Here is a 23,452-nt window from a genome sequence, read left to right on the forward strand (position 1 = left end):
GAGGTAAACAATGCCACGCAGCCTTAAGAAGGGCCCGTTCGTCGATGAGCACCTCCTCAACAAGGTGGATGCTCAGAACGAGGCCGGTACCAAGCAGGTCATCAAGACCTGGTCGCGTCGCTCGACCATTCTCCCCGATTTCATCGGTCACACCTTCGCCGTCCACGACGGCCGCAAGCACGTGCCGGTGTTCGTCGATGAGTCCATGGTCGGCCACAAGCTCGGTGAGTTCGCTCCCACCAAGACCTTCAAGGGTCACGTCAAGGATGATAAGAAGGGACGTCGATAAGCGATGAGTGACAACATCACCTCCGCGCACGCGACCGCTCGTTTCGTCCGCGTCACCCCCATGAAGGCGCGCCGCGTCATCGACCTGGTTCGCGGCAAGTCCGTGTCCGAGGCGCTCGCGATCCTGAAGTACGCCCCCCAGGGCGCTGCGAAGCCGGTGGCCAAGGTCGTCGCCTCCGCCGCCGCCAACGCCGAGAACAACTTCGGCCTGGACCCGCGCACCCTGGTCATCTCTGAGGCCTACGCCAACGAGGGGCCGACCATGCGTCGCTTCCAGCCGCGCGCTCAGGGCCGTGCTTTCCAGATCCGCAAGCGCACCAGCCACATCACCGTGGTTGTCGAAGCCAAGGAAGGGGCCAAGTAATGGGCCAGAAGATTCATCCTCACGGCCTCCGACTGGGCATTACCGCCGACTGGAAGACCCACTGGTTCGCCGAGAAGAACTACTCGGAGTACGTCGCTGAGGACATCAAGATCCGCGAGTACCTGTCCAAGGGCCTCGAGCGCGCCGGCATCGCCGACGTCGTCATCGAGCGCACCCGGGACCGCGTGCGGGTGGACATCCACACCGCCCGTCCGGGCATCGTCATCGGCCGCCGCGGCGCCGAGGCTGATCGCATCCGCCGTGGCCTGGAGAAGCTGACGGGCAAGATGGTTGCCCTCAACATCCTCGAGGTCAAGCAGATCGACGCCAACGCCACCCTCGTTGCTCAGTCCATCGCCGAGCAGCTGGTCAACCGCGTTGCCTTCCGTCGCGCTATGCGCAAGGCCATCCAGTCCGCCATGCGCCAGCCGCAGGTCAAGGGCATCAAGGTCGTCTGCTCCGGTCGTCTGGGCGGCGCCGACATGTCCCGCGTCGAGCGCTACCACGAGGGCCGCGTTCCGCTGCACACCCTGCGCGCCGAGATCGACTACGGCGTTGCCGAGGCGGCGACCACCTTCGGTCGCATCGGCATCAAGGTGTGGATCTACAAGGGCGACGTCGTCGGCGGCGTCCGTGAGTCCGAGCTGAACGCACCGTCCGAGCGCGGCGGCCGCGGTCGTAACGACCGTCGTCCGCGCCGCGGCGGCCAGCGTCGTCAGCGCGCTGAGAAGAAGGAGAGCTAACCACCATGCTTATCCCGAAGCGCGTCAAGTACCGTCGCCAGCACCGTCCTACCCGTAGCGGTGTCTCCAAGGGCGGTAACCGCGTGTCCTACGGTGACTACGGCATCCAGGCCCTCGAGCCGGCCTACGTCACCAACCGTCAGATCGAGGCCGCTCGTATTGCGATCAACCGCCACGTCAAGCGCGGCGGCAAGGTCTGGATCAACATCTTCCCGGACCGTCCGCTGACCCAGAAGCCGCTCGGCGTGCGTATGGGTTCCGGTAAGGGCCCGGTTGAGAAGTGGGTGGCTAACGTCAAGCCGGGCCGCATCCTCTTCGAGATGTCTTACCCGAACGAGGCCGTTGCTCTGGAGGCCCTGCGCCGCGCTGGCCAGAAGCTTCCCTGCAAGGTCCGCATCATCAAGAAGGAGGACCAGTTCTAATGGCTACCGGTACCCCCGCATCCGAGTTCCGCGAGCTCAGCAACGAGGACCTGACCGCCCGCCTGGCCGAGGCCAAGGAAGAGCTGTTCAACCTCCGTTTCCAGCTGGCCACCGGCCAGCTGACCAACAACCGTCGTATCGGCGCCGTCAAGCGTGACATCGCCCGCATCCTCACCATCCTGCGTGAGCGCGAGCTGGGCCTGTCCTCCGCCCCGGGAGCTGATCAGTAATGAGCGAGAACAACGTGACTGAAACCAAGCAGCAGGGCGCCCGCAAGGTCCGCATCGGCTACGTCGTTTCTGACAAGATGCAGAAGACGATCGTCGTCGAGCTCGAAGACCGCAAGCGTCACGCCCTCTACGGCAAGATCATGCGGACCAACAAGAAGGTCAAGGCGCACGACGAGAACGAGATCGCCGGCATCGGCGACCGCGTTCGCATCGAGGAGACTCGTCCGCTGTCCAAGGACAAGCACTTCCGCCTCGTCGAGATCATCGAGAAGGCTAAGTAACGCCTCCTAGCTGCTCCTAAGCAGCTATGACGCACAAGCGGCCCCCGCCTGAAGGTTGGGGGCCGCTTTCGTCGTTTCAGTCGCCGCGCATATGAGCAACCTAGGGTTTAGGCTTTAAGGAAAACCAATCGACGTCGCTAGCAGGAGGAAAATTGTGAAGCGTTTTCTTGGCAGTCTCGTCGCATTGTCCGTCCTAGCTGCTGGTTGTTCTGGCCCGGGTGATGCTGGTCTCGATTCAACGCAGCCTGAACCGGGCACCGCAGCGCCCATCAACACAACGACCAACACGCGAACCGTTGAGCCGGCCCCTAGTGATGAACCTCTGACCGCGGAGGAAGCATTTGCCCCAGTTTTCCACAACCCGGCTGCCTACGCCGCAGTGAGCCAGCACGAGTTGTTCGTGCCCGACGGCACGTACTCCTATGCTTTCGCTGATGTCACGGGCGACGGCGTCGCGGAGATGCTGTTGAAGACGGACGGCCATCCTTTCGCCCCCATCAAGGTGCTCGTCGCTGCCGATGGCGGTGTGGTTCCCATCGGTGGCTATGTCGTCGACGGAGCCGCCGAAGCCGGGGGTGGGCGTATGTCTGTCAGGGCATCGCAGACAGGGCGCGGCATCTACCAGATTTCCGGGAACTCGGCGCAGCCTGATTGGAAACATGAGCTGTTTGGCGTGGTCAACGGCAACCTGGAAACGCTGGAAACTCAACCCATCGGCTTTGATGAGGAACTTCCGGATTACGTTCAGATCGCTTGGCTAGATATCCACTAGCCCGGCATCCTCGGCGCGCGCTAGCGGGCCCCACTGGGCGCGCGCCAGGTCAACGCATCTCGCCCGCTCAAACTCAGGCGCGAAGCCGATAGCTTGGGGCGGTCGCCGCCATCGCTACTGCGGTGAGCAGGGTTGCGCATCCGCCGGCCAGCACCCAGAACTGCGGATAGTCGCCCATACGGAACACCCACGCCCACAGCCCACTCCACCCCAGCCAGCTACCTAGCGGGAAGCTGCAGCTCACCAGGCTCCACACCAGCACAATCAACGACACAGCTAGCGACGTACCCACCGATACGCTGGCCAATAGGAAGGTGACCGCCACGATCATGGCCGTGCCGGCGGGGGCGACGATGAGCTGGTACGGGCCGGCGCCTGCGCACACCCCACCAGCAACCACCGCTGCCGCGGTGAAACAGGCGGCGACGGCGGTGGTCACAGGGAGGAGCATCCTCCGGCTGCGGCGGTAGCTCAGTGCTGGCCAGGCCGCGCCGTGGGTGGTCCAGGCGGTGATCCCGGTGATGGTCGCAGCGATCGGGAGTGCGCCTAAAGCCCACATGGTAGAGGACACGGTCGGCCCCCACACCACGCGCACGAGTACGAGAAGCAGGCACATAATCACAGCAAGAAAGACCCACACGCGCCACGGCAGGGCGACGCTCATCGCACGCACAAAGCTGCGGCGAGTCTGCGTCGGCAACCGATCCCGGACCAGGTCCGAACTGTGATTCCGGGAGGGTGCCTGCCCCCCTAACAGGCGTGAGCCGGCGCTGCCCCGGGCTGGCGAGGTGGCCCACACCGACACCACAGCACAGCCCACACCAAGCGCCAAATAGAGCACCAACGGCGCGACGACGGGATAATCCAGCACCGCCTCCCCGGGCAGCGCCAACACGGAGTTCGCGTGGATGGCGAACGTCGGCAAGGTGGGGATAAGCGGCCACGTCCACGGTTGCCAGAACCAGGTGCCGGCGTCGACGGCCGGTTCTGTGGTCAGCGGGGCGGCTACGGACATCGCCAACCCGAGCACGAGCGATGCGATCAGACCCCAACTACCAGCGGGCAGTGACCGGCACAGGGCGACACCCAGCGCGTAACTCGCGACGAACACCACGGATTCGACCGCGGTGAAAACGAGCACTGGCATCGTGAAACCGACAACTGGCACGGCCGCTAGCACATGGCCCAGGACGGCGTAGCCGCTCACCACCAGCAGCCGGGCATATAACTCCAGGCCGGGTCGGCATCGTCGCCACCTAAGCCCGCCGCCTCGCAGCGTTCGTTCGCGTCGATCAGCCAGGGCTGCGCTGGCCAGGGCCAGCGGGACGATAATTCCCACCGGGTAGATATGCAGCGGGGCTAGGGAATCCGAGACCGTCGCCCCGGAAAGGTTAAGCACGCCGGCGAGTAGCCCGACGGCGAGGATGATGAGTGGAAGGTAGAAGGAGAAGCTGCGGTAGCTGCGCAGAAACTCCGCCCGAAGGTAAGCGCCCAGGCCGGGGGAGTGATTCATCGCCGCTCACCCGAAACGAGCCGGAAGAAGGCGGACTCAAGGCCGTCGACGGTGTCCGCGAGGCTGTCCAAGGGTCCCTCGAACACCAGCCGGCCGGAAGCGAGGACGCCGATGTCGTCGACCATGTGCGCGACCTCCCCGAGCTGGTGGGAGGAGATGAGCACAGTTTTGCCCTCGTTGGCCAGGCACCGAATAAGCTCGCGTAGTTCGACGATGCCCTGGGGGTCCAACCCATTTTGAGGTTCGTCCAAGATGAGCAGCGGCGGATCGGTGAGCAGGGCGATCGCGATAGCCAGGCGCACCTTCATACCGGTGGAGAAGGCGCCGGCGCGGGTGCGGCCGGCGTCGAGGCCGACGATGCCGAGAACCTCGTCGATACGTGCCGGATCGGTGCCGGTAATGAGCGCGTGGACGAGGAGGTTACGCCGCGCCGACAGCTGCGGATAGAGCGCGGGGCCGTTGACGGTGGCACCGACGTCACGCAGGTCGACCGGACGGCCGTCGAACTCGATTGTTCCCTGGTAGGGCACAAGGCCAAGGACGGCGTTGAAGAGGGTGGATTTGCCGGCGCCGTTGAGCCCCAGCAGGCCGTAGACGCGGCCCGCGCCCGCGGTGAGATAAAGGTGGTCAAGGACCCGGTGACGGCCATAGCTGCTGCTCACATCGCGAAGCGATAGGCCAAGAGAGGAGGTGTTCATGGTCTCGACGCTAAGGCCGGTGGATTGTGGGCACATCCTTCCCAGGAAGGGATTTCGGGAAAGATCCTCCCTAGGGAGGAGACCCAAAACGGGAAGACCTAGCGCACAAGCCCACGCCGGGCTGCCCAGATCACGAGTCCCACCCGGTCTCGGGTGCCGGTCTTGCCTAAAATGGCCTTGACGTGGGATTTCACTGTGGTTTCTGCGATGAACAGGCGGCGGGCGATGTCCTTGTTGCTCAGCCCCTCGCACACCAAACCCAGGACTTCAGCCTCCCGGGAGGTGAGGTTCGCGACTGGGAGGCCGGCGGCAGGAGGTGGGGCCGGGTGGCGGGGTCGGGCCTGGCGAGGTTGGCGGACCCGGCGCAGAATCATCGGCGTGACCGCCGGATCGAGGAAGCCCTCGCCGGCGGCGACGCGTCGCAGCGCCTGCAGCAACACGGCCGGCTCTGAGTCCTTGAGCAGGAAGCCAGCAGCACCGGCTTCCAGGGCGGTCACCACGAGCTCCTCCTCGCGAAAGGTGGTGAGAACGAGCACGCGAGACAACGCTGCGCTGGTGATCTGTTGCGTGGCGATGACCCCCGCGGCGCGGGAATCGGCGGCGCGAGGATCGACGCCGCGGAGGTTGGTGCCGTGAGGCCCGGCTCCGAGTGGCATGCGTAGGTCCATGATCGTCACGGTGGGACGGTGGGTTCGGACCGCTTCGACGGCCGCGGCGGCGTCGCCCGCTACGGCCAGGACCTCCATGTCCGGCTGGGACCCGATGAGAGCGGCGAAGGCGGCACGGATCATAGGCTGGTCCTCGGCGATGACGACGCTTATCATGGCGTGACCTCGATGCGTAGGCGAAACACCCCGTCGACGATCTCGGCAGTGAGGCTGCCGCCGAGGTCCTCGACGCGCTCAGTGAGACCGGCCAGGCCCCGGCCCCCAGACTGGCCCTCGGATTGGGTGGCACTCGCATCGCCAGCTAGGCCGGATCCGCCTACCGTATTGGTAGCCGTGACGGTGAAGGCGTCGCCCTGCACGGCGACGGTGACCCTGCCGTCGCCGTCGCCGTGCTTGCTGAGGTTGGTCACCGCTTCTTGAACACTGCGCACGAGTACGAGGCGGCGCGCTAAGGGCCAGTCGGCGGCGCGGTCGAGATCCTCCGTGGCAGGGGCGGTGGTGCTCACAGCCGCCGGCACGTGGCTGAGGATCTTCGGTATCTCTCGTGGGTCGGCAGCGGCCGCGTCGGAGTCGCTGGCCAAGGCGTCGATGAGCGCTCGGATGTCAGCCAAGGCGTCCGCAGCGGTTCGGGTTATATCGACGAGGGCCTCGCGGTGGCCAGTGGTTTGCTCGCCGAGGAAGAGCGCAGTTTGGGCCCGCACGGAGATGGCGGTGAGGCCGTGGCCGACGACGTCGTGCAGGTCGCGGGATAGCGCGAGGCGTTCGGCTTGGGCGCGATCCCTATATTCGGTTTCCCGCCGCTCGGCGGCGAGGCGCTGTTGGTTCGGGATGAGGTAGGCGAGCACGATGATGACCGCCGCGGGGGTGCCGAACACGACGATGCGCCACGGGGCGAAGCCAGCGGTGGAGGTAGCTACGAGGACGGCCGGGTTAAGCGTCGCTCCGATCACGCCGAGCAATACGCCGGCGACGGCCCACCGCCGCTGAGGTTCGCGGCGCGAAACCGCCCACAGGCTCAGCGGCGCGGCGAAAAGGACTAGGCTCAGCCCGAGGTTGACCGGGCTGGCGGCGACGAGCGCGGCGTAGGCGGCGAAGGTGGCATACACGGCGACGAACGACAACCGGACGCGGCGGGTGCGCAGCGCGATCGCGCCGGCGATAAGTACGTGGCAGGCGGTGTCAGCCACGTACCAGGGGAGGGGGCCGAACTCGGCGATGCGCAGCGCCGGCATGACACTGATGAGGGCGAAGACGGCTGCGTAGGCGGCGTCGATCCGCGGCGTCGGCGGCACAGCGGTGGTTTCCAGGCGCACCATGATCGACCAGCCTAATCGACGTCAATGGCAGCAGGGGCAGCGGCGGATGCCACCTCGGGGAAACATCAAGTAATACTTAGAGATTTTCCGGAGAAATACCTTAGGATTAAAGGAACAACAGCGTCTAAGGGGCGCGGCGGAGCTCACTCACCAGCCGCGTCCTCATCGTGGCGCACCCGAGATCAGCAGGAGACCAGACGGCGAGTAACACCCGGCGTGCCAGCACGCGGGGCGATCTCGCCTTGACGTGATAGGAAACGATAACCCTATGACAAGACACAGCACCGAGGTCCGCACGGCCGACGTCGTCGTCATCGGATTCGGCATGGTAGGCCACCGCTTCGCCGAGCTCTACGCCGCAGCGAAGCCCGAGGATTCGATCGTCATCATCGGCCGGGAAGACGACCCGGCCTACGACCGCGTCCACTTGTCCAGCTACGTGGGCGCGTGGGACCGCAGCGCCCTGTACCTCGGGCAGCTGCCCGACAACGTCACCTGGATCAAAGGCCGCGCCGACTCCGTCAAACCCGAGGTCAAGGAAGTGGTGCTGCGCGACGGCCGGGTCGTCAAGTACGACGAGCTCGTCTTCGCCACGGGATCACGGCCCTTCATCCCGCGCCTGCCGGGCAACGATAAGCCGCAGGTCCACCAGTACCGCACCCTCGACGACCTCGACGGCCTGCGTGCCGCCGTCGAGGGCGTGGTGGGAACCCACGGTGAGTGCACGGCGGTCGTCATCGGCGGCGGTCTGCTCGGACTAGAGGCGGCCAACGCGCTGCAGCACCTGGGGGCGAAAACGCACGTCGTCGAGATGGCCCCACGGCTCATGCCGCTGCAGGTCGACGACGCCGGCGGTGAGCTGCTCCACGACGCTATCCGCGAGCTCGGCGTGGAGGTGCACGTCGGCGCCGCCTCCCGGGAGATCGTCGACGACCCGGCTCGCGCCGGGGGAGTGATCCTCGACCTGGGTGACAAGGGTGCCATCAACTGCGACCTGGTGGTGTTCTCTGCCGGCATTCGCCCGCGGGACTCCCTCGGCCCCGACGCCGGCCTGGAACTCGGTCCCCGCGGCGGCTTCGCCACCGACCGGCAATGCCGCACGTCCATCGACCACATCTCCGCCATCGGCGAGTGCGCCGCCGTCGACGGCAACACCTACGGCCTCGTCGCCCCTGGCAACACGATGGCCGAGATCGTTGCCATGCGCCTGGCCGGCACCCCGCGGCCGGACTTCGAAGACCCGGATATGTCCACCAAGCTCAAGCTCATGGGCGTCGACGTCGCTTCCTTCGGCGATGCCTTCAACGCCGACGAGGGCCGCAAGGAGCTACACATCCAGGACCCCGTGTCCGGCGTGTATAAGAAGCTCATCCTCGACGCCTCCGGTAAGCGCCTGCTCGGCGGCATCCTCGTCGGCGAGGCGTCGTCGTACTCCATGCTGCGCCCCATGGTGGGCGCAGAGCTGCCCGGGGACCCGGTCTCTCTCATCGCGCCGGAGTCCGGGGCGGGAACGTCGGCCATCGGCGTCGACGCCCTACCCGACGGCGCCCAGATCTGCTCCTGCAACAATGTCTCCAAGGGCCAGGTGCGCGACGCCATTGGCCAGGGCTGTCACTCCGTCGAGACGCTCATGGCCGCCACCCGCGCCGGCACCTCGTGCGGATCCTGCGTGCCGCTGCTCAAGGGAATCCTCGAAGGTGAAGGCATCGAGCAGTCCAAGGCCGTGTGCCCGCACTTCTCGCAGTCCCGCGCCGAGCTCTTCGAGATCGCCCAGGCCACGGGTATCGCCGACTTCGGCGAGTTCATCGACCGCTTCGGCCGTGGCGGCGGCTGCGAGGTGTGCAAGCCGACGCTGGCGAGCATCTTCGCCTCCTTGCGCTCCAGCGATCACGTCCTCGACGGCGAACGCGCCGGGCTGCAGGACACCAACGACCGGATGCTCGGCAACATGCAGAAGAACGGCACCTACTCCGTTATTCCCCGGATGCCCGCCGGCAACGTCACCGCCGAGCAGCTCATCGAGATCGGCAGGATCGCCAACGACTACGGCCTTTACACCAAGATCACCGGCGCGCAACGCCTCGCCCTCTTCGGGGCCCGCACCGAGGACCTGCCGCACATTTGGCGCCGGCTCATCGACGTCGGCATGGAATCCGGCCAGGCCTACGGCAAGTCTCTGCGGGCGGTGAAGTCCTGCGTCGGCACCGACTGGTGCCGCTACGGCCAACAGGATTCCGTTGCTATGGCCGTGCGCCTGGAGATGCGCTATCGGGGCATGCGCTCCCCGCACAAGTTCAAGATGGGCGTGTCCGGCTGCGCCCGCGAGTGCGCCGAGGCCCGCGGCAAGGACATCGGCGTCATCGCCACGGAAAAGGGCTGGAACCTTTACGTCGGCGGCAACGGCGGCGCCACCCCACGCCACGCCGAGCTGCTGGCCGGAGACCTCGACGACGACACGCTGATCCGCTACATCGACCGCTACGTTGGGTTCTACATCCGCACCGCGGACCGCCTCCAGCGCACCGCGGCGTGGCAGACCTCCTTCGATGGCGGGCTCGACCACATCCGCGACGTCGTCGTCGACGACTCCTTGGGAATCGCCGCCGACCTGGAGCGTTTCATGGCAGACCACGTTGAGCATTACACCGACGAATGGGCTGCTACCCTGGCCGACCCCGACAAGGTGGCCCGATTTGTCAGCTTCATCAACGCCCCCGACACCCCGGACCCCACCGTGCAATTCGAGGAGCACCCGCAAGGCGGGCGCAAGGTCCCGCTGATGACCCCGACCGTATCCACCCAGCCGGGCAACTAGGCCTGCCCACCACAAAGAAACGAGGCCACCATGTCACGAACGCGAATCTGCACCACCGCGCAGCTGACTCCCGGGCTGGGGGCGGCGGCGCTGCTTGAGGGCAACCGCCAGGTCGCCCTCTTCCGGCTCCACGCCGCACTCGCGGGCGACGCCGGGACGCCGGGGCCGGACGGCACCCGATACGTCGCGGTGGACAACATCGATCCCTACACCGGCGCGGCGGTGATGTCACGGGGAATCGTCGGCGAGACCGACGGCCGGCCGACCATCGCCTCCCCGCTGCTCAAGCAGAAGTTCTTCCTCGATACCGGCGCTTCCCTCCAAGGCGACGATAAGGCTCTGGCCTGCTACGACGTGAGCATCGACGACGACGTCGTCTACGTCGAAGCCTAAGCGGGCTTCCCCCAATATGCGGGGAACGCTTGGCGCCATCCGGTGAGCCACACCTGCACCCGGTAGTAAGGGCCCTAAGGAGGAATCAATGCCTAACTCTTTCGATTGGGACAAGTACTACCGAGACACCGAGGCGAAGCTGGGAGGACAGCCGGCGCCCGAAGCGGGCCAGGATGACGCGCGTGCGGGGGATACGCGCGCGGGTGCCACGCGCGACGGCTCGCACCTACTCGACCACGACGTGGTCATACTCCAGCAGGTCCGTAGCTTCTTGAAAGACGACTTCGAGATCCACGGCCCCGACGGCGAGGTCATCGGCTACATCCTCACCGAAGGCAGCGCGCTGAGCCGGATGTTTCTCGGCAGCCGGCAGCTCAGCGTCGTCGATGCCCAGCACACGTCAGGCCAGGCGGCCCCCGGCGAGCTGGCTCTTCGGATCACCGATCCCGCCAACTGGGTGCGCGACACGTACGAGGTCTACCTTGCCGACTCCGATCAGCGCCTGGCGGAAATCACCCAGAAGATCGCCTTCCTCAAACGCAAGCTGGCCATCGGCATCGACGGCCACCCGGGCATTGAGTTCCGCGGCGACGTGTTCGGGTACAACGCCGAGGTCGTCGCCGGTGACCGGCAACTGGCCGTCATCCAGCGACAGTGGGCCGGGATGGCCAACCTGTTCTTCGAGAAGCAGAAGTACTGCCTGCGCTTCGCCCCGGGCCTGCCCCGCGAATTGCACGCCGCGATCCTCGGCGCCGCCATCGCTGCCGACCTCATCGCCGCCAAGGCGGACAGAAGGAACTAGGCCACCGAGGCGCGCTCTGCGGGGATCACCTGGTCCATGAGTTGCGCCGCGACGGCGAGGACAATGTCGTCGGCGCCGTGCGGCCCGACTACCTGCACCGATACGGGCAGGCCGTCCGCGGCAACACCCATCGGGACGGCCGCAGCCGGGTGGCCCGTGACGTTGAACAACGCGGTATAGGCCACCGACGGCACCGAGCCCGCCATGCTGCTCAACGCGCCGCGGTGCAGGAAACTGCCTGCCTGTGCTGGCCGCGTCGCCACTGTCGGCAGCATCAGGACGTCGGCGTCGTCGAAGATTCGGTCGATGCGTTCCTTAAGGTCCTTGCCGGTGCGGATCGCCCGCGTGAGGATCGACGCCGGTAGATGCGTGCCCAGGGCGGCGAGGCGACGTGTGCGTGGTTCCGCCAGCTCGGGCCGATCCACGCGGTGAACCTCGTCGCTGAGGCCGCGCAGGAACTGGGGAACAAAGGCGCTCGTGGGGTCCGGAAGTGAGCCGTCGTAGCGGTGGACGCTATGGCCGAGGGCCTGCATGGTGTTAACAGCACCGGCCACGGCGCGGCGGTGGTAGCGGTGAGCGCGCGCCGTCGGCGTGGTGGAGCGGGTCGTCCACGCGACGGTAAGCGCCGAGGCCGTTCGGGGCTGAAGGTCTTTGTCGGCCATGACCGAGAGCACTGACGCGAGGTCATCAACGCTGCGGGCCAGGGCCCCGCCGGTGCCCAGCGTGCACCACAAATCGGGGTAGGGGTCAGTGGGGATGAGGCCGCGACTGGGCTTGAGGGCGACGAGTCCGCAGTGCGCGGCCGGGATGCGCAGGGAGCCGCCGCCGTCGCTGCCGAGCGCCACCGGAACAGCTCCGGCGGCGACCAAGGCGGCCGACCCGCCCGAGGATCCTCCGGGTGTGCGGGACAGGTCGAGCGGGTTGCGGGTGATGCCGCCTGCGTGGGACTCGGTGGCGGGCCAGGCGCCGAACTCGGGCATGCGCGTCGTGCACACGACGACGGCGCCGGCGGCCCGCAGGCGGGTGATCACTTCGCAGTCCGCTGCTGCGGGCGTGGCGTGGGTGGCGGTGCCATACGTGGTGGGCACGCCAGCGATGTCGAATTCTTCTTTTACGGCGATAGGCAGGCCGTGGAGGCGGCCGCGCTGAGCAGCGGGCAGGTGGTCAAGCTCGTCGGCGCGGGCCTGGGCCTGCGCGTAGAGGTCGGTGCCCACGGCGTTGAGGGAGATGTTCGCGCCGCGGATCGTGTCGATGGTGGCGTCGATGGTCGCCCGAACTGAATGTTTCACAGAAGAAACATTAATGGAAAGGTAGGGGCATGGGGCACCAGCACGAGTAAGATGTGTGAGTTGATGCCAGAAAAATCGATGTGAGGTCACCTGTCATGTTCCGCCGCTCCGCCCCGAAATTCATGGTCCTTCCCATGGACGAGATTCTCTCCGCCCACGCCGGCGGTAAGCTCTCCGTCCAATCGGCCCGCCCCATTAACAACTTCCGAGACATGTCGCTCGCGTACACCCCCGGTGTGGCCCAGGTGTGTCGCGCCATCGTCGATACGCCCGAGCTGGCCCGCACCCACACGGGCAATGCCAACACGGTGGCGATCATCTCCGACGGCACCGCGGTGCTCGGCCTGGGCAACATCGGCGCGAAGGCCGCCTTGCCCGTGCTGGAAGGAAAGGCCCAGCTCTTCAACGCCTTCGGCGGGCTCAACGGCGTTCCCATCGCGTTGAACACGACGGACACCGAAGAAATCATCGCCACGATTAAGGCCATGGCCCCGTCCTTCGGTGCCATCAACCTGGAGGACATCTCCGCGCCCCGCTGCTTCGAGATCGAACGCCGCCTGGAAGATGAGCTGGACATCCCCGTCATGCACGATGACCAGCACGGCACCGCCATCGTCATCACCGCAGCGCTGCGCAACGCCGCCCGGGTGCTGAACCGCGAACTGTCCGACCTGCGCGTGGTGGTCTCCGGCGCCGGCGCTGCCGGCGTGGCCACGGTGAAGATGCTGCTCGACGCCGGCGTCACCGACATCGTGGTGCTGGACTCGCGCGGCGTGCTCTCGGAGTCCCGCCAGGGCCTCAACGAGATCAAGCGCAACCTGGTCAAGGTCACCAACCCGCGCGGCGTCGAGGGCCTGCCCATCGACGCTCTCAGCGGCGCCGACGTGTTCATCGGCCTGTCCCGCGGCAAGGTGTCCGAGAAGGAGCTGCAGGTGATGGCGGGTAAGCCGATCCTGTTCTCCCTGGCGAATCCGGATCCGGAAATCGACCAGGAGCTGGCACTGCGCTACGGCGGGGTGGTCGCCACCGGCCGGTCGGACTACCCGAACCAGATCAACAACGTGCTCGCCTTCCCCGGCATCTTCAAGGGTGCGCTCATGGTGGGGGCCACGCACATCACTGATGAGATGAAGCTGGCGGCGTCGAAGGCCATCGCGGACATCGCGGCGCAGGATCTGGACGCGGAGCACATCGTGCCCTCCGCCCTCGACGACCGCGTGTGCCCGGCCGTCGCTTACGCTGTCGCCGACGCGTGGACTAGCTAGCGTCGACGCGCCCGGCCGCGGGAGATGATTGTTCGCGCCGGGCGGGCCACGCTTCCAATACGGCGGCGAGAACGGTAACGCTCAAGCCGGCGAACCCGACCGGCGCCACGCCCCACAGCACGAGACTGTAGAGGAATACGAGCGTTCCGCCGATGCCGCTTAGCACTGCGACGCAGCGCCGCCGGTAGTCAGTGCAGCGAAGCGCGACAACCACCTGCGCGATCGCCACGAACGGCAGGGCCACCATCCCGAAGAACGAGAGGTCGGAGGCGGACGTTCCCGGAACCAACAGCGGGACCTCGCACGCCACCGCGAGGAGGACAAACGCGGCGGCATAAGGCCGCCGGGGTCGGGGGAGGAAAGCGACGACGGCGATCATGATGCTCGCACCGGTCGTGAGCGGCGCGATGAGCAAAGTGGGGTCTAGCCCGGTCCCGTCCCCGGGGTAGAGCCAGATGTTGACGTAGCGCCACCAGCCGACGGCCGCCAGCCCAGAGACGACGGTGAGCGCCCCCTTCAACCCGGGCCGCGTGCTGGCAAGCGCCCCGGTCGCAGCGAGAAGGCCGGCGGCGATGCCCACCGCCCCCATCAGCCCGACGTGCCCGGCGTGCCCGCTAAAGAAGAGCGCTACCAGGATTGTCTGGGTGAGCAGCCCGAGGCCGATGGCGATGCGGCTGAAGCGCCGACGAAACGCAGAAGGGGTGCGATCCTGTGCGGTGGTGGCCATAACTGGCAGTCTGGCACCGCCCAGGCGCTAAGGGAACCCCGGCGGGTGTGGCGGAAGGTGATTGTGGCCGAAGAGAAACATGGCCGTGACCTTCGTTTAAGGCCTCTTCGTAGTTGAGGGTGTAGCCGGGTAGTTGACCCTCGTGGCGGGAGTCGGGTCGAGGTCCTTGGCATGATTGGGCGTTGCGACACCACACATTACGACGAGCCGGACATCTTGCCGTTCTTCGATCACCTGGGCTCGAGTAACGGCTCGACTGAGGCGATCAACGCGAAGTTGGATCATCTTCGTGGCACGGCTCTGGGGTGTTCTAACCTCACGTACTACTTTCGCCCGGAGTTTGTTCGAGGCTGGGGGTTCAGGCCCGGCTACACCCTCAACGGTGAAGACCTGGGAATCTTCCACCTCAAGCGATGCACGTGCATCGCCTCTGTCGCACGTGCATCGTCTCTGTCTACCGCAGCTGGTCCCGGGACCACCAACCCGAACTTTCCTCGCGAAAACCACTTTGCGCGGCATACCCACCCTCACCCGGCGACGGGAATCCTCCAACCCAAGCGATGCACGTGCATCGCCCCCAAGCCTGCGGCGAACTTCCCCGGCTACACCCCCAACGGTGAAGAGCCTGTTTAAGAGACGTCGCGGCGCGTTGGGGATTTTGTGCAGCGTGCGAATCGTGGTTAACTATGGCGGTTGCTTGTGGCTAGGTCGGGCCCGGGTGCTTTTCCGAACCCGATCCCCAAGACAGACCCTTCGTCCCCGCTTCTGCGGGGTTCGTCGACGAGCCACACAGCGCAGCAAAACTGACCACGCGCGGGTCAAGGACGGAAATCTTCCCGCGCATCGATCCAGGTCAAGGAGACCAAGAGTGATTCAGCAGGAATCGCGTCTGAAGGTCGCCGACAACACTGGTGCCCGGGAGATCCTGTGCATCCGTGTCCTCGGCGGTTCTGTGCGACGCTTTGCCGGCATCGGTGACATCATCGTCGCCACCGTGAAGGACGCCGCCCCGGGCGGCAACGTCAAGGAAGGCGACGTGGTGAAGGCCGTCGTCGTGCGCGCCAAGAAGGAAACCCGTCGTCCCGACGGCTCCTACATCGCGTTCGATGAGAACGCCGCCGTCATCATCAAGAACGACAACGAGCCGAAGGGCACCCGCATCTTCGGCCCGGTTGCTCGCGAGCTGCGTGACAAGAAGTTCATGAAGATCGTGTCTCTCGCACCGGAGGTGATCTAACCCTATGAAGGTCCACAAGGGCGATATGGTCCAGGTCATCGCTGGCAAGGACAAGGGTGCTCAGGGCAAGGTCATCAAGGCCTTCCCGAAGCAGGAGAAGGTCCTGGTCGAGGGCGTTAACCGCGTGAAGAAGCACGTTGCTGACTCCTCCCAGGAGCGCGGCGCGTCCACCGGCGGCATCGTCACCCAGGAAGCCCCCATTCACGTCTCCAACGTCATGGTTCTGGATTCCGACGGCAACCCGACCCGCGTTGGCTACCGCTTCGACGAGAACGGCAAGAAGGTCCGTATCTCCAAGCGCAACGGGAAGGACATCTAACCATGGCTGAGAACTACACCCCGCGCCTGAAGACCCGCTACCGCGAGGAGCTGCGCCAGAAGCTGCAGGACGAGTTCGGCTACGAGAACGTCATGCAGATCCCGGGCCTGACCAAGATCGTCGTCAACATGGGCGTCGGCGAGGCTGCTCGCGACTCCAAGGCGATCAACGGTGCCCTCGAGGACCTCACCCTCATCACCGGCCAGAAGCCGCAGCTGCGCCGCGCCAAGAAGTCCATCGCGAACTTCAAGCTGCGCGAAGGCATGCCCATCGGCGCGAAGGTCACCCTCCGCGGCGACCGCATGTGGGAGTTCCTGGACCGCCTGCTCACCGTGGCCCTGCCGCGTATTCGCGACTTCCGCGGCCTGTCCGACCAGCAGTTCGACGGCCACGGCAACTACACCTTCGGCCTCACCGAGCAGACCATGTTCTACGAGATCGACGTGGACAAGGTGGACAAGCCCCGCGGTATGGACATCACCGTGGTGACCACCGCCACCAACGACGAGGAAGGCCGCTTCCTCCTCCGCGCGCTCGGCTTCCCCTACAAGAGCTAGTAGCGACGCGACACCGTTAACGCCCCAGCCTCCTCGAGGCCCGGGGCGTTTTCTTGTGCGTATCCGGTGCTACACCACCGCCGGCAGCAGCACCACCATGAGGGTGGACCAGGTGAGGTGCATGGTCATCGCCGAAACTACACCCCCGGTGCGGCGGACCTCGGCGTGGGCCAGGACACCGACGGCGACGGCAGCCAATGCCAGCACCGGGACCTGCATGGGCAGCGTTCCCACCACGTACAGCCCGACCGCCGTCGGGATCGCCCAGCGCCCCAGGCCGGCGAGGTGCCGCACGACCGTGTTGCGGAAAAACAATTCCTCGGCGGCGCCGTTGATCCAGGTGGTCATCAGCGTGGGCAGTAGGGCAGCGCCGGCGGCATTGGCCAGCAGTGCATCGACGGGCGCGGCCAGCGCCGGAATACGCACCATGACCAGCGCTCCTAGGGCGAAGACCAAGCCCAACGCGGCGCCGAGGCCCACGCCCTGGGCGGCGTGGCGAAATGCAGGTACGACGCTACGTCGTCCCTGCACCAGCCGGCGATCTCCGAACAGCCACCACGCGCCCACGAGCGCCGCGGCCGAGCACGCCGTCGCCAGGTAGAACTGCACCGACGCCGGGCTGGCGTGTGCCGCGGTGGACAGCGAGGTCGTCATCAGTCCCAGCGGAACGCCGACAGCCCAAAACGGCCGGGCGGGCGCGGCAGGTGTGGGGTAGCCACCGTTTCGTGTCATGGCCCCATCTTCGCACAGGTTTGTAGACTGAAGCTGAGATCGACCGGCAGCGATGGCATTCCGCCGGACACCGCACAACGCATCGACCACGACACGAAGGAGCGCTTATGAGTACCGATACCGAATCACGCCTGGGCCTGGTGACGGGGGCTACCGGCTATGTCGGTAGCAACGTCGCCGAGGAGCTGCTCAACCAAGGCTGGGCGGTTAGGGTCCTGTCGCGCAGCCGGGACAACGCGATCGACGAGCCGTGGGGAGAGCGCATCGTCGCCGAGGGCCAACGCGCCGGCGCCGGGGAGGTTGAGGTCGTGGAGGGCGACGCTAACAGCCGCGACGACGTGGCGGCGGCGCTTACCGGCGTTGAGGTTGCCTGGTACTTGCTGCACTCCATGTCGGAGGACGACTTCGTGGCCGAGGAACGCGAGATGGCGACCATTTTCGCCGAGAAAGCCCGCAAGGCCGGGGTCAAGCGGATCGTCTACTTAGGCGGGCTGCACCCCGAGGGCGAGGAACTGTCGGATCACTTGGCGTCGCGGGTCGCGGTCGGGGAGATCCTCATGGGCTCCGGGGTGCCGACGGCTGCCCTGCAGGCCGGCGTGGTTCTGGGTGAGGGCTCCGCGTCGTTTTCCATGCTCCGGCACCTCTCAGAGCGGCTGCCGGGGGCCATCGGTCCGCAGTGGATTCGCAACAAGATCACTCCCATCGCGGTCGATGATGCCGTCTTCTTCCTCACCAAAGCCGCAGACCTGCCGGAGGAGCAGAACCGCACCTTCGACATCGGTGGGCCGGAATCCCTGGAATACGCAGAGATGATGAAGCGCTACGCCCGAGTCCTCGAGCTCGGGCCACGGCCGGTGGTGACCGCGCCGGTGACCACCCCGGGCCTGGCCGCGCACTGGATTTCGCTCATCACTCCGACCAGCGCCACGTTGGCCTCGCCGCTCATCGGCAGCCTGCTGCACGACACGGTGGTGAAGGAGCGAGATCTCGAAGACCTGGTGGGAACGCCCGCCGGCGGGCTCACCGGCTTCGACGAAGCCGTGCGCAACGCCACGAAGGACGTGGATACGCGCCGCTTCTACAAGGTGGGCGGGGCCGTCGGCGGCGCCGTCGCCATCGCGGCGGCAGCGGGGACCGCACTGGTGAAGACCGATAGCCTGTGGTACAAGATGTCGCGTCGGCCGTCGTGGCAGCCCAGCCCGGCGCTATTCCCCATCGTGTGGACGGCCCTGTACACCGATATTGCCGTGATGTCGGCGCTGCACGTGGCTGACGCCATCGAAGCCGGCGACCGGGCGAAGGTGCGCTCCTACGGCGCCGCGCTGGGCACGAACCTCGTGCTCAACGCCGGCTGGTGTGGGCTGTTCTTCCGGGCGCGGCGGCGCTGGCTGTCCGCCGCCGGGGCCGCAGCGCTGGCAGCGAGCTCGATTGACCTGGTGCGCCGCCTGGCGAAGGACGCCCCGGAACGCGGCGTGCTGCTGAGCCCCTACGCTGCCTGGACCAGTTTCGCGACCGTGCTTTCGGCCACCATCGCGAAGCTCAACTAGCCGGCGCGCCGGGTGCGGCTCTAGGCCCCGAGCAAGGCCAGGGGGACGCACGCTACCCCGTCGGCGCGGCGGAAGGCGACGGGCCCGCTGTAGACCACGACGAGGTCAGCGACGTCATCGGCGAACTTGTCCCGGAACCAGGTGAGGTGGCGAACGTCGGCGTCCGTGATGGTGTGGGCGAGTGTGACCTCGAAGGCGAGCAGCCGGCCGTCGAGGTCTTCGAGGATGAGATCAACCTCGTGATCGTCTCCCTGGGTACGCAGATGAGAGACCTCGGCACCTAACGGCTCTGCGGCCGCGCGCACGGTCAACGCGGTCAAGGATTCAAAGAGCGCGCCCATGAGGTGGCTGCCTCGGGGAGAAACAAGGTCTTTCGCCGAGAGCTTCTGAAGGCGCAGCGCCAGGGCGGGGTCGACGAGCTATCCATGCTGGTCAGGCTACCCTCCTTGGCGCATACTGACCCATTTCTAGGGTCTCATACTGACCCATTTCTAGGGGCTCTTGCTGACCCATTTCTAGGGCCGCCGCCCCCGTGCCAGGCTCACCTGCCGGAGGAACTCGCGGTAGTCCTGACGCACCGCCGCCAGCTCGGCGACCACCAGCTCTTCAGCCACTTGGCCCACCTGGCGTCGCAGCGCGCGCCGCGTCCGCGAGCGCACCGCCGAGCCGATCGCGCCCCCAAAGACCGCCGTGATAAGCCCCAGCACGATGCCGCTGAGTACCCCACCGAGGATGAGCAGCGTCGGCACCGGCCACCCCTCGACGTCCGGCACGAGGTCCGTTCCGAGCAGCGGAGTCAATACTCCGGGCACAAGCGCCACGCCGAGGTACCACAGCACTCCGGCGAGCGCCATAACCAGCGCCAGCCACTGCACTACCGCCACCAGCGACCACGCCTTCGACGGTTGGGCGGGCAGCCGGGTGGCCGTCGCCGCGCGGTCCAGGCCGGCAGGTACGGCGTCGACGACGCCCTCCGCCCGGTCGTAGAGCCGGTCCGCCCACGCGCCGGGCAGCCCGTCGGCGGTGGCCTCGGCGTAGGAGCGCACGGCCGAGTTCGCCACCGCGCGCCGGGAGGCGTCGAGCTCCGGCATCGACGAGCGGTGCACTCCCAGCTCGTCAGGCTGCTCCCGTAGGCCAAGCCGGCGCAGCGGGTCGGGACGAAGACGCAGCAGCCACGACGTCACCGGCCACCCGGTGACCTGGCCCAGGCGTTTGCGGTAGGCCGCGGCCGTCGCGGCGGCGATGTCGTCGGCTCCGGAGGCACGCGCCAGCCCGGCGGACAGCTCACGGACGGCAGCGGGCGCAACCTCTTTCGGGGCCGTGGCTTTCGCCCACGGTTCGGTCACCGCGGTGAGGTCGGCCTCGATGCGCCGGGTGTGGGCGTTGCGGGCGCGGGCGACCTCGGCGATGGCGCGGCGCAGTTCGTCGACGCCGGCGTTCGTCGTTGCCGAGGTGGCGATGACGGACACGCGCGGCAGGCCGTCGGCGCGCAACAACCCCGCGAAGTGCTCTGCGACCAGGTTCCGGTCGGCGTCGCGCAGGGTATCGGCCTTATTGATGACCGCCAGGGTGACGGCCGCATGGGCGGCGTGGGGACGGATGAACTCCTCATGGATGACCTTGTCCGCGTACTTCTCCGGGTCCGTCACCCACACCAGGACGTCCACCTGACCGGCCAGCCGGGTCGCGATCTCGCGGTTGGTCGCCGCCACCGAATCAAAGTCCGGCAGGTCCAGCAGGATCAGTGGGCCGGCGCCGTCGGCGAACACGCCGTCGCGCGGCCGGCGATCGACCACCCCCAACCAGTCCAGCAGTGCCTCACTGCCGGCCGGCTGCCATACCGCCGCCAGCGGTGAGCTGGTGGTCGGCCGGCGCGGGGACGACGCGCCGAGGTCCTCACCCACCAGGGCGTTGAACAGCGACGTCTTGCCCGATCCGGTGGCACCGAAGAAGCCGACGACGGTGTGCTCCGCGGACAGGGCTCGGCGGTCTTCGCCCGCCTCGACCACTGCACCGAAGGCGGCCACCTGCTCCGCCGGCAGGTAGGGCACCGCCAGCTCACGGGCACGACTCAGCGCGCCGAGGCGCTCTCCCAGCGGGACAGTCTTGTTAAACATCGCGGTCCTCCAGCAGTGCGTGTGCGTCGGCGAGGCTCGCCGCAGCGGCCTGCCGCAGCTCCTCGGCGGTGGTGCCCAGCCGCAGCGGCTCGACGACGTGGGTGTAGCGCGCCTGCTCCTCGGCGAAGAGCTCGCGCACACGGTTTTCCAGGTCCTCCCGGGCGGCGCGGGCCATGCGGCGCACCGCCTCCTCGCCGAAGACGGTTTCCAGCAGCTTTTGCCCCACGACGGCGGAGCCGCCAGCGATGGCGAACTCGGCGCCGGTCAGCCCGGCCGAGGACGCGAAGACCACGAGCATGAGCGCGACCGTGAGCACGTTGAGCCCCAGCGACAAGAACCGGGCCCGCTGGCGCTTGCCGGCCGCGCTGTCCTGGATATGAGCGACGAGCCCGGCCTGCCACTGGCGCACGAGCTCTGCGGCGCGGGCGGGCAGCTCCGGGGACCCGGCGGCCAGGGCCGCGGCGCCGTCCTCACGTAGGCGGGGTGCTTGGGCACCGAGCAGTGCGACGCTGCGGCGGGCGGCGGTTTCGCCGGCGTCGACGATGACGGTGTGCAGGCCCTGCTCGATCTCGGTGGCGACCTCGCGCACCGGCTCCGGCCGGCCCCCGAAGAACGCTCCGATCTTGTCCACCGCGAGCGAGTACCAACGCTCCAGCGTGCGGGCCGCATCTGAGGTTCCCACGAAGTCCTGCCAGCGGGAGAGGACCTCCGTGCGCAGGAGTTTGCCGTCGCTCGTGGCGTCGATCACCGAGTCCGCCGCGGCGTCGAAGAGCGCGGTGATGGAGGCGTCGAGCTCAGCGGCGAGCGCCTCGTGCTCAGCTCGGGTTTCGGCTAGGCTGTCGACGCGGCGGCTGAGTTGACGAAGGGCTCCGACCGCGGTGCGCCCGGCCGTGGCGCGCCGAGCGGCGGCGTCGGTGGCCAAGCCCTGGAGGTGGGCCTTGAGCTGTTCGGTGCCGGGCAGCAGGCCGGTGAACTCGGCGTCGAAGGCGACGGTGATAAGAGGCGCCTCGCCCAGGCCCGCCTCGGTCATCATCCGACGCAGATCCTGCGGAACGCTGGCCGCTGCAGAGGCGTCGACGCGGTTGAGCACGACGATGACCTCGATGTTGCGGGCGGCGGCGTCGTGGAGGAAATTCCACACCAGCTGGTCGGCGTAGCGCGCCGGGGTGGTGACGAAGACCCACAGGTCAGCCGCGGCCAGCAGCTGCGCGGCGAGCTGACGGTTGCCGGCGTCGATGGAGTCGAAATCGGGGGCGTCGAGCAGCGCCAGGCCAGGTGCGATGGCGGAGGTGGTCACCACGCGCAGCGTCGACGCCTGCGGGTCGGCCGCCGCGCCCACCTCGCGCGCCAAGCCGGGCAGCACGTGCGGGGAGGAGAACCACGCCTCGTTGTCCGGGTGGGTGATGAGCACCGGCTGGCGGGTGGTTGGCCGGGTCACCCCAGAGGTCGTGACGTGGTCGCCGACGACCGAGTTGACGAGGGCGGACTTGCCCGCGCCGGTGGAGCCGCCGACCACGGCGAGCAGCGGGGCATCGAGGTTGTGCAGGCGCGGCAGGAGGTAATCGTCGAGTTGGGCGACCACCGCGCGCGCTTCGTCGGCGGCGTCGGGCGCCAACGGCAGGCGCACGCCGTCGACGCCGTCACGCAGCCGCATGACGTGGTGGAATGTGCGGTTATTCACGCACCTAGTGTAGCCAGGGATAGGTCACATCTGGCCAGTTGTCTCCGTGAGGTAGCGCAGGATGGCCCGGACTCGTCGATTGTCCTCATTCGGCTCCAAGTGCAACTTGGCAAAGATATTGGACACGTGCTTGCTCACCGCCGCCGCAGAGAGAAACAGCCGGCCACAGATCTGGGCATTGGACAGCCCCTGCGCCATGAGGTCTAAGACCTCACGCTCCCGGGGCGTCAACTCCGCCAGCCCGGACCGCCCCGATCGCATGAGCGCCGCAGCCACGTCGGGGTCCACAACCACCCCGCCGCCGGCCACCACCTCGCAACTGGTGAGGAAGTCCAGCACCTGGCTCACCCGGTCTTTGAGCAGGTAGCCGGTGCCCGCCGACGCGGAGGCGTCGAACAGCGCCCGCGCGTACGCCGGGGCGACGTACTGGGACAACACCATGACACCTAAGTGGGGGAAGCGCTCCCGCAGGGTTACCGCGGCGCGTAGCCCGTCGTCGCGCATCCCCGGCGGCATCCGCACGTCGGTGATGACGAGGTCCTCGGTGCCGTCGACGACGGCGAGCAGCTCGTCGGCCGTCGACGCCGTCGCCCGCACCGTGTGGCCACGCTTTTCCACCAATGACCGCACCCCCTCGCGCAGCAAGGCGGAATCATCGGCCACCACTATGGTCATC

General features: G+C 67.2%; 25 protein-coding genes and 2 pseudogenes. 16 read left to right on the plus strand and 11 right to left on the minus strand.

What is annotated here, in order from left to right; genetic code table 11:
- Positions 1 to 10 precede the first annotated feature (10 nt).
- The 7 genes from rpsS to CUTER_RS11515 all read left to right on the plus strand — a co-directional run bounded on the left by rpsS (position 11) and on the right by CUTER_RS11515 (position 3,100).
- Positions 11 to 289, plus strand: coding sequence for a 30S ribosomal protein S19 (gene rpsS, locus CUTER_RS01595; protein ID WP_047258954.1), 279 nt, complete (start codon positions 11 to 13; stop codon positions 287 to 289).
- A 3-nt stretch (positions 290 to 292) separates the two neighbouring features.
- Entirely contained in the window at positions 293 to 652 is a 360-nt protein-coding gene (gene rplV, locus CUTER_RS01600; protein WP_047258955.1) for a 50S ribosomal protein L22, read from the plus strand.
- Positions 652 to 1,395: a 30S ribosomal protein S3 gene (rpsC, locus tag CUTER_RS01605; protein WP_047258956.1), complete on the plus strand. Its 744-nt coding sequence runs from the start codon at positions 652 to 654 to the stop codon at positions 1,393 to 1,395. The genes rplV and rpsC overlap by 1 nt, the downstream gene beginning before the upstream one ends.
- Before the next feature lie 5 nt (positions 1,396 to 1,400).
- Positions 1,401 to 1,817 carry a 50S ribosomal protein L16 gene (gene rplP / locus CUTER_RS01610; RefSeq protein ID WP_047258957.1) on the plus strand — a complete coding sequence of 139 codons (417 nt, stop codon included), beginning with the start codon at positions 1,401 to 1,403 and terminating at the stop codon, positions 1,815 to 1,817.
- Complete coding sequence (gene rpmC / locus CUTER_RS01615; RefSeq protein ID WP_047258958.1) at positions 1,817 to 2,047, plus strand: 50S ribosomal protein L29; 231 nt, start codon at positions 1,817 to 1,819, stop codon at positions 2,045 to 2,047. The genes rplP and rpmC overlap by 1 nt, the downstream gene beginning before the upstream one ends.
- A complete protein-coding gene (gene rpsQ, locus CUTER_RS01620) occupies positions 2,047 to 2,328 on the plus strand; it encodes a 30S ribosomal protein S17 (protein WP_047258959.1) in 282 nt (93 codons plus the stop codon). Before rpmC ends, rpsQ begins: the two co-directional genes overlap by 1 nt.
- A gap of 154 nt (positions 2,329 to 2,482) precedes the next feature.
- Positions 2,483 to 3,100, plus strand: coding sequence for a hypothetical protein (locus tag CUTER_RS11515; RefSeq protein ID WP_144412226.1), 618 nt, complete (start codon positions 2,483 to 2,485; stop codon positions 3,098 to 3,100).
- Between the two features lie 73 nt (positions 3,101 to 3,173).
- Here the strand turns inward: CUTER_RS11515 and CUTER_RS01630 are convergent, their stop codons facing one another.
- The 4 genes from CUTER_RS01630 to CUTER_RS01645 form a co-directional block, all read right to left on the minus strand.
- A complete protein-coding gene (locus CUTER_RS01630) occupies positions 3,174 to 4,613 on the minus strand; it encodes an ABC-2 family transporter permease (protein ID WP_047258961.1) in 1,440 nt (479 codons plus the stop codon).
- On the minus strand, positions 4,610 to 5,311 hold the full coding sequence (locus tag CUTER_RS01635) for an ATP-binding cassette domain-containing protein (RefSeq protein WP_047258962.1): 702 nt from the start codon (positions 5,309 to 5,311) through the stop codon (positions 4,610 to 4,612). The genes CUTER_RS01630 and CUTER_RS01635 overlap by 4 nt, the downstream gene beginning before the upstream one ends.
- Positions 5,312 to 5,409: 98 nt before the next feature.
- Positions 5,410 to 6,135, minus strand: a complete 726-nt coding sequence (locus CUTER_RS01640; RefSeq protein WP_047258963.1) for a LuxR C-terminal-related transcriptional regulator — start codon at positions 6,133 to 6,135, stop codon at positions 5,410 to 5,412.
- The gene (locus CUTER_RS01645; RefSeq protein ID WP_052843975.1) at positions 6,132 to 7,295 is read right to left on the minus strand and encodes a sensor histidine kinase; all 1,164 of its coding nucleotides are present in this window, start codon (positions 7,293 to 7,295) and stop codon (positions 6,132 to 6,134) included. The genes CUTER_RS01640 and CUTER_RS01645 overlap by 4 nt, the downstream gene beginning before the upstream one ends.
- Before the next feature lie 268 nt (positions 7,296 to 7,563).
- On the opposite strand from CUTER_RS01645, the gene nirB reads away from it, so the two are divergent.
- The 3 genes from nirB to CUTER_RS01660 all read left to right on the plus strand — a co-directional run bounded on the left by nirB (position 7,564) and on the right by CUTER_RS01660 (position 11,305).
- Complete coding sequence (gene nirB, locus CUTER_RS01650) at positions 7,564 to 10,110, plus strand: nitrite reductase large subunit NirB (RefSeq protein WP_047258964.1); 2,547 nt, start codon at positions 7,564 to 7,566, stop codon at positions 10,108 to 10,110.
- Positions 10,111 to 10,140: 30 nt separating this feature from the next.
- The gene (locus CUTER_RS01655; protein ID WP_047258965.1) at positions 10,141 to 10,503 is read left to right on the plus strand and encodes a nitrite reductase (NAD(P)H) small subunit; all 363 of its coding nucleotides are present in this window, start codon (positions 10,141 to 10,143) and stop codon (positions 10,501 to 10,503) included.
- A gap of 88 nt (positions 10,504 to 10,591) precedes the next feature.
- Positions 10,592 to 11,305: an LURP-one-related/scramblase family protein gene (locus tag CUTER_RS01660; RefSeq protein ID WP_052843976.1), complete on the plus strand. Its 714-nt coding sequence runs from the start codon at positions 10,592 to 10,594 to the stop codon at positions 11,303 to 11,305.
- Here CUTER_RS01660 and CUTER_RS01665 read toward each other — a convergent pair.
- Positions 11,302 to 12,594, minus strand: a complete 1,293-nt coding sequence (locus tag CUTER_RS01665) for an amidase family protein (protein WP_052843977.1) — start codon at positions 12,592 to 12,594, stop codon at positions 11,302 to 11,304. The two genes, CUTER_RS01660 and CUTER_RS01665, sit on opposite strands and share 4 nt — an antisense overlap.
- Positions 12,595 to 12,689: 95 nt before the next feature.
- Between CUTER_RS01665 and CUTER_RS01670 the strand changes: the two genes are divergently transcribed.
- Complete coding sequence (locus CUTER_RS01670; protein WP_047258966.1) at positions 12,690 to 13,859, plus strand: NAD(P)-dependent malic enzyme; 1,170 nt, start codon at positions 12,690 to 12,692, stop codon at positions 13,857 to 13,859.
- On the opposite strand, the gene CUTER_RS01675 is transcribed toward CUTER_RS01670, so the two are convergent.
- The gene (locus tag CUTER_RS01675) at positions 13,852 to 14,586 is read right to left on the minus strand and encodes a hypothetical protein (protein ID WP_047258967.1); all 735 of its coding nucleotides are present in this window, start codon (positions 14,584 to 14,586) and stop codon (positions 13,852 to 13,854) included. The genes CUTER_RS01670 and CUTER_RS01675 overlap by 8 nt on opposite strands.
- 204 nt (positions 14,587 to 14,790) lie before the next feature.
- On the opposite strand from CUTER_RS01675, the pseudogene CUTER_RS11520 reads away from it, so the two are divergent.
- The 4 genes and pseudogenes from CUTER_RS11520 to rplE form a co-directional block, all read left to right on the plus strand.
- A pseudogene (locus tag CUTER_RS11520) lies at positions 14,791 to 14,972 on the plus strand (transposase); the annotation flags it as partial.
- Positions 14,973 to 15,454: 482 nt separating this feature from the next.
- Entirely contained in the window at positions 15,455 to 15,823 is a 369-nt protein-coding gene (gene rplN, locus CUTER_RS01680; protein WP_047258968.1) for a 50S ribosomal protein L14, read from the plus strand.
- A 4-nt stretch (positions 15,824 to 15,827) separates the two neighbouring features.
- Entirely contained in the window at positions 15,828 to 16,142 is a 315-nt protein-coding gene (rplX, locus tag CUTER_RS01685) for a 50S ribosomal protein L24 (protein WP_047258969.1), read from the plus strand.
- A gap of 2 nt (positions 16,143 to 16,144) precedes the next feature.
- Positions 16,145 to 16,699 (plus strand): 50S ribosomal protein L5, encoded by a 555-nt coding sequence (gene rplE / locus CUTER_RS01690; RefSeq protein ID WP_047258970.1) that lies wholly within the window; start codon positions 16,145 to 16,147, stop codon positions 16,697 to 16,699.
- A gap of 69 nt (positions 16,700 to 16,768) precedes the next feature.
- Here the strand turns inward: rplE and CUTER_RS01695 are convergent, their stop codons facing one another.
- On the minus strand, positions 16,769 to 17,431 hold the full coding sequence (locus tag CUTER_RS01695) for a CPBP family glutamic-type intramembrane protease (RefSeq protein WP_082121217.1): 663 nt from the start codon (positions 17,429 to 17,431) through the stop codon (positions 16,769 to 16,771).
- A gap of 107 nt (positions 17,432 to 17,538) precedes the next feature.
- Between CUTER_RS01695 and CUTER_RS01700 the strand changes: the two genes are divergently transcribed.
- A complete protein-coding gene (locus CUTER_RS01700) occupies positions 17,539 to 18,978 on the plus strand; it encodes a tryptophan-rich sensory protein (RefSeq protein WP_047258972.1) in 1,440 nt (479 codons plus the stop codon).
- A 20-nt stretch (positions 18,979 to 18,998) separates the two neighbouring features.
- Here CUTER_RS01700 and CUTER_RS01705 read toward each other — a convergent pair.
- From CUTER_RS01705 to CUTER_RS01720, 4 genes and pseudogenes are all read right to left on the minus strand, one after another.
- Positions 18,999 to 19,385 (minus strand): annotated as a pseudogene (locus CUTER_RS01705) (DUF4143 domain-containing protein); the annotation flags it as partial.
- A 108-nt stretch (positions 19,386 to 19,493) separates the two neighbouring features.
- A complete protein-coding gene (locus CUTER_RS01710) occupies positions 19,494 to 21,095 on the minus strand; it encodes a GTPase (RefSeq protein ID WP_047258974.1) in 1,602 nt (533 codons plus the stop codon).
- Positions 21,088 to 22,776, minus strand: coding sequence for a dynamin family protein (locus tag CUTER_RS01715; RefSeq protein ID WP_330217688.1), 1,689 nt, complete (start codon positions 22,774 to 22,776; stop codon positions 21,088 to 21,090). Before CUTER_RS01715 ends, CUTER_RS01710 begins: the two co-directional genes overlap by 8 nt.
- Positions 22,777 to 22,800: 24 nt before the next feature.
- Positions 22,801 to 23,451 (minus strand): response regulator transcription factor, encoded by a 651-nt coding sequence (locus tag CUTER_RS01720; protein ID WP_047260505.1) that lies wholly within the window; start codon positions 23,449 to 23,451, stop codon positions 22,801 to 22,803.
- Position 23,452 lies beyond the last annotated feature (1 nt).

Source organism: Corynebacterium uterequi (genome assembly GCF_001021065.1).
Taxonomy (GTDB): Bacteria; Actinomycetota; Actinomycetes; order Mycobacteriales; family Mycobacteriaceae; genus Corynebacterium; species Corynebacterium uterequi.

Coding starts and splice junctions, on each gene's coding strand:
- rpsS (WP_047258954.1), top strand. CDS start 11: ATGCCACGCAGCCTTAAGAAGGGCCCGTTCGTCGATGAGCACCTCCTC.
- rplV (WP_047258955.1), top strand. CDS start 293: ATGAGTGACAACATCACCTCCGCGCACGCGACCGCTCGTTTCGTCCGC.
- rpsC (WP_047258956.1), top strand. CDS start 652: ATGGGCCAGAAGATTCATCCTCACGGCCTCCGACTGGGCATTACCGCC.
- rplP (WP_047258957.1), top strand. CDS start 1,401: ATGCTTATCCCGAAGCGCGTCAAGTACCGTCGCCAGCACCGTCCTACC.
- rpmC (WP_047258958.1), top strand. CDS start 1,817: ATGGCTACCGGTACCCCCGCATCCGAGTTCCGCGAGCTCAGCAACGAG.
- rpsQ (WP_047258959.1), top strand. CDS start 2,047: ATGAGCGAGAACAACGTGACTGAAACCAAGCAGCAGGGCGCCCGCAAG.
- CUTER_RS01630 (WP_047258961.1), bottom strand. CDS start 4,613: ATGAATCACTCCCCCGGCCTGGGCGCTTACCTTCGGGCGGAGTTTCTG.
- CUTER_RS01635 (WP_047258962.1), bottom strand. CDS start 5,311: ATGAACACCTCCTCTCTTGGCCTATCGCTTCGCGATGTGAGCAGCAGC.
- CUTER_RS01640 (WP_047258963.1), bottom strand. CDS start 6,135: ATGATAAGCGTCGTCATCGCCGAGGACCAGCCTATGATCCGTGCCGCC.
- CUTER_RS01645 (WP_052843975.1), bottom strand. CDS start 7,295: ATGGTGCGCCTGGAAACCACCGCTGTGCCGCCGACGCCGCGGATCGAC.
- nirB (WP_047258964.1), top strand. CDS start 7,564: ATGACAAGACACAGCACCGAGGTCCGCACGGCCGACGTCGTCGTCATC.
- CUTER_RS01655 (WP_047258965.1), top strand. CDS start 10,141: ATGTCACGAACGCGAATCTGCACCACCGCGCAGCTGACTCCCGGGCTG.
- CUTER_RS01660 (WP_052843976.1), top strand. CDS start 10,592: ATGCCTAACTCTTTCGATTGGGACAAGTACTACCGAGACACCGAGGCG.
- CUTER_RS01670 (WP_047258966.1), top strand. CDS start 12,690: ATGTTCCGCCGCTCCGCCCCGAAATTCATGGTCCTTCCCATGGACGAG.
- CUTER_RS01675 (WP_047258967.1), bottom strand. CDS start 14,586: ATGGCCACCACCGCACAGGATCGCACCCCTTCTGCGTTTCGTCGGCGC.
- rplX (WP_047258969.1), top strand. CDS start 15,828: ATGAAGGTCCACAAGGGCGATATGGTCCAGGTCATCGCTGGCAAGGAC.
- rplE (WP_047258970.1), top strand. CDS start 16,145: ATGGCTGAGAACTACACCCCGCGCCTGAAGACCCGCTACCGCGAGGAG.
- CUTER_RS01695 (WP_082121217.1), bottom strand. CDS start 17,431: ATGACACGAAACGGTGGCTACCCCACACCTGCCGCGCCCGCCCGGCCG.
- CUTER_RS01700 (WP_047258972.1), top strand. CDS start 17,539: ATGAGTACCGATACCGAATCACGCCTGGGCCTGGTGACGGGGGCTACC.
- CUTER_RS01710 (WP_047258974.1), bottom strand. CDS start 21,095: ATGTTTAACAAGACTGTCCCGCTGGGAGAGCGCCTCGGCGCGCTGAGT.
- CUTER_RS01720 (WP_047260505.1), bottom strand. CDS start 23,451: ATGACCATAGTGGTGGCCGATGATTCCGCCTTGCTGCGCGAGGGGGTG.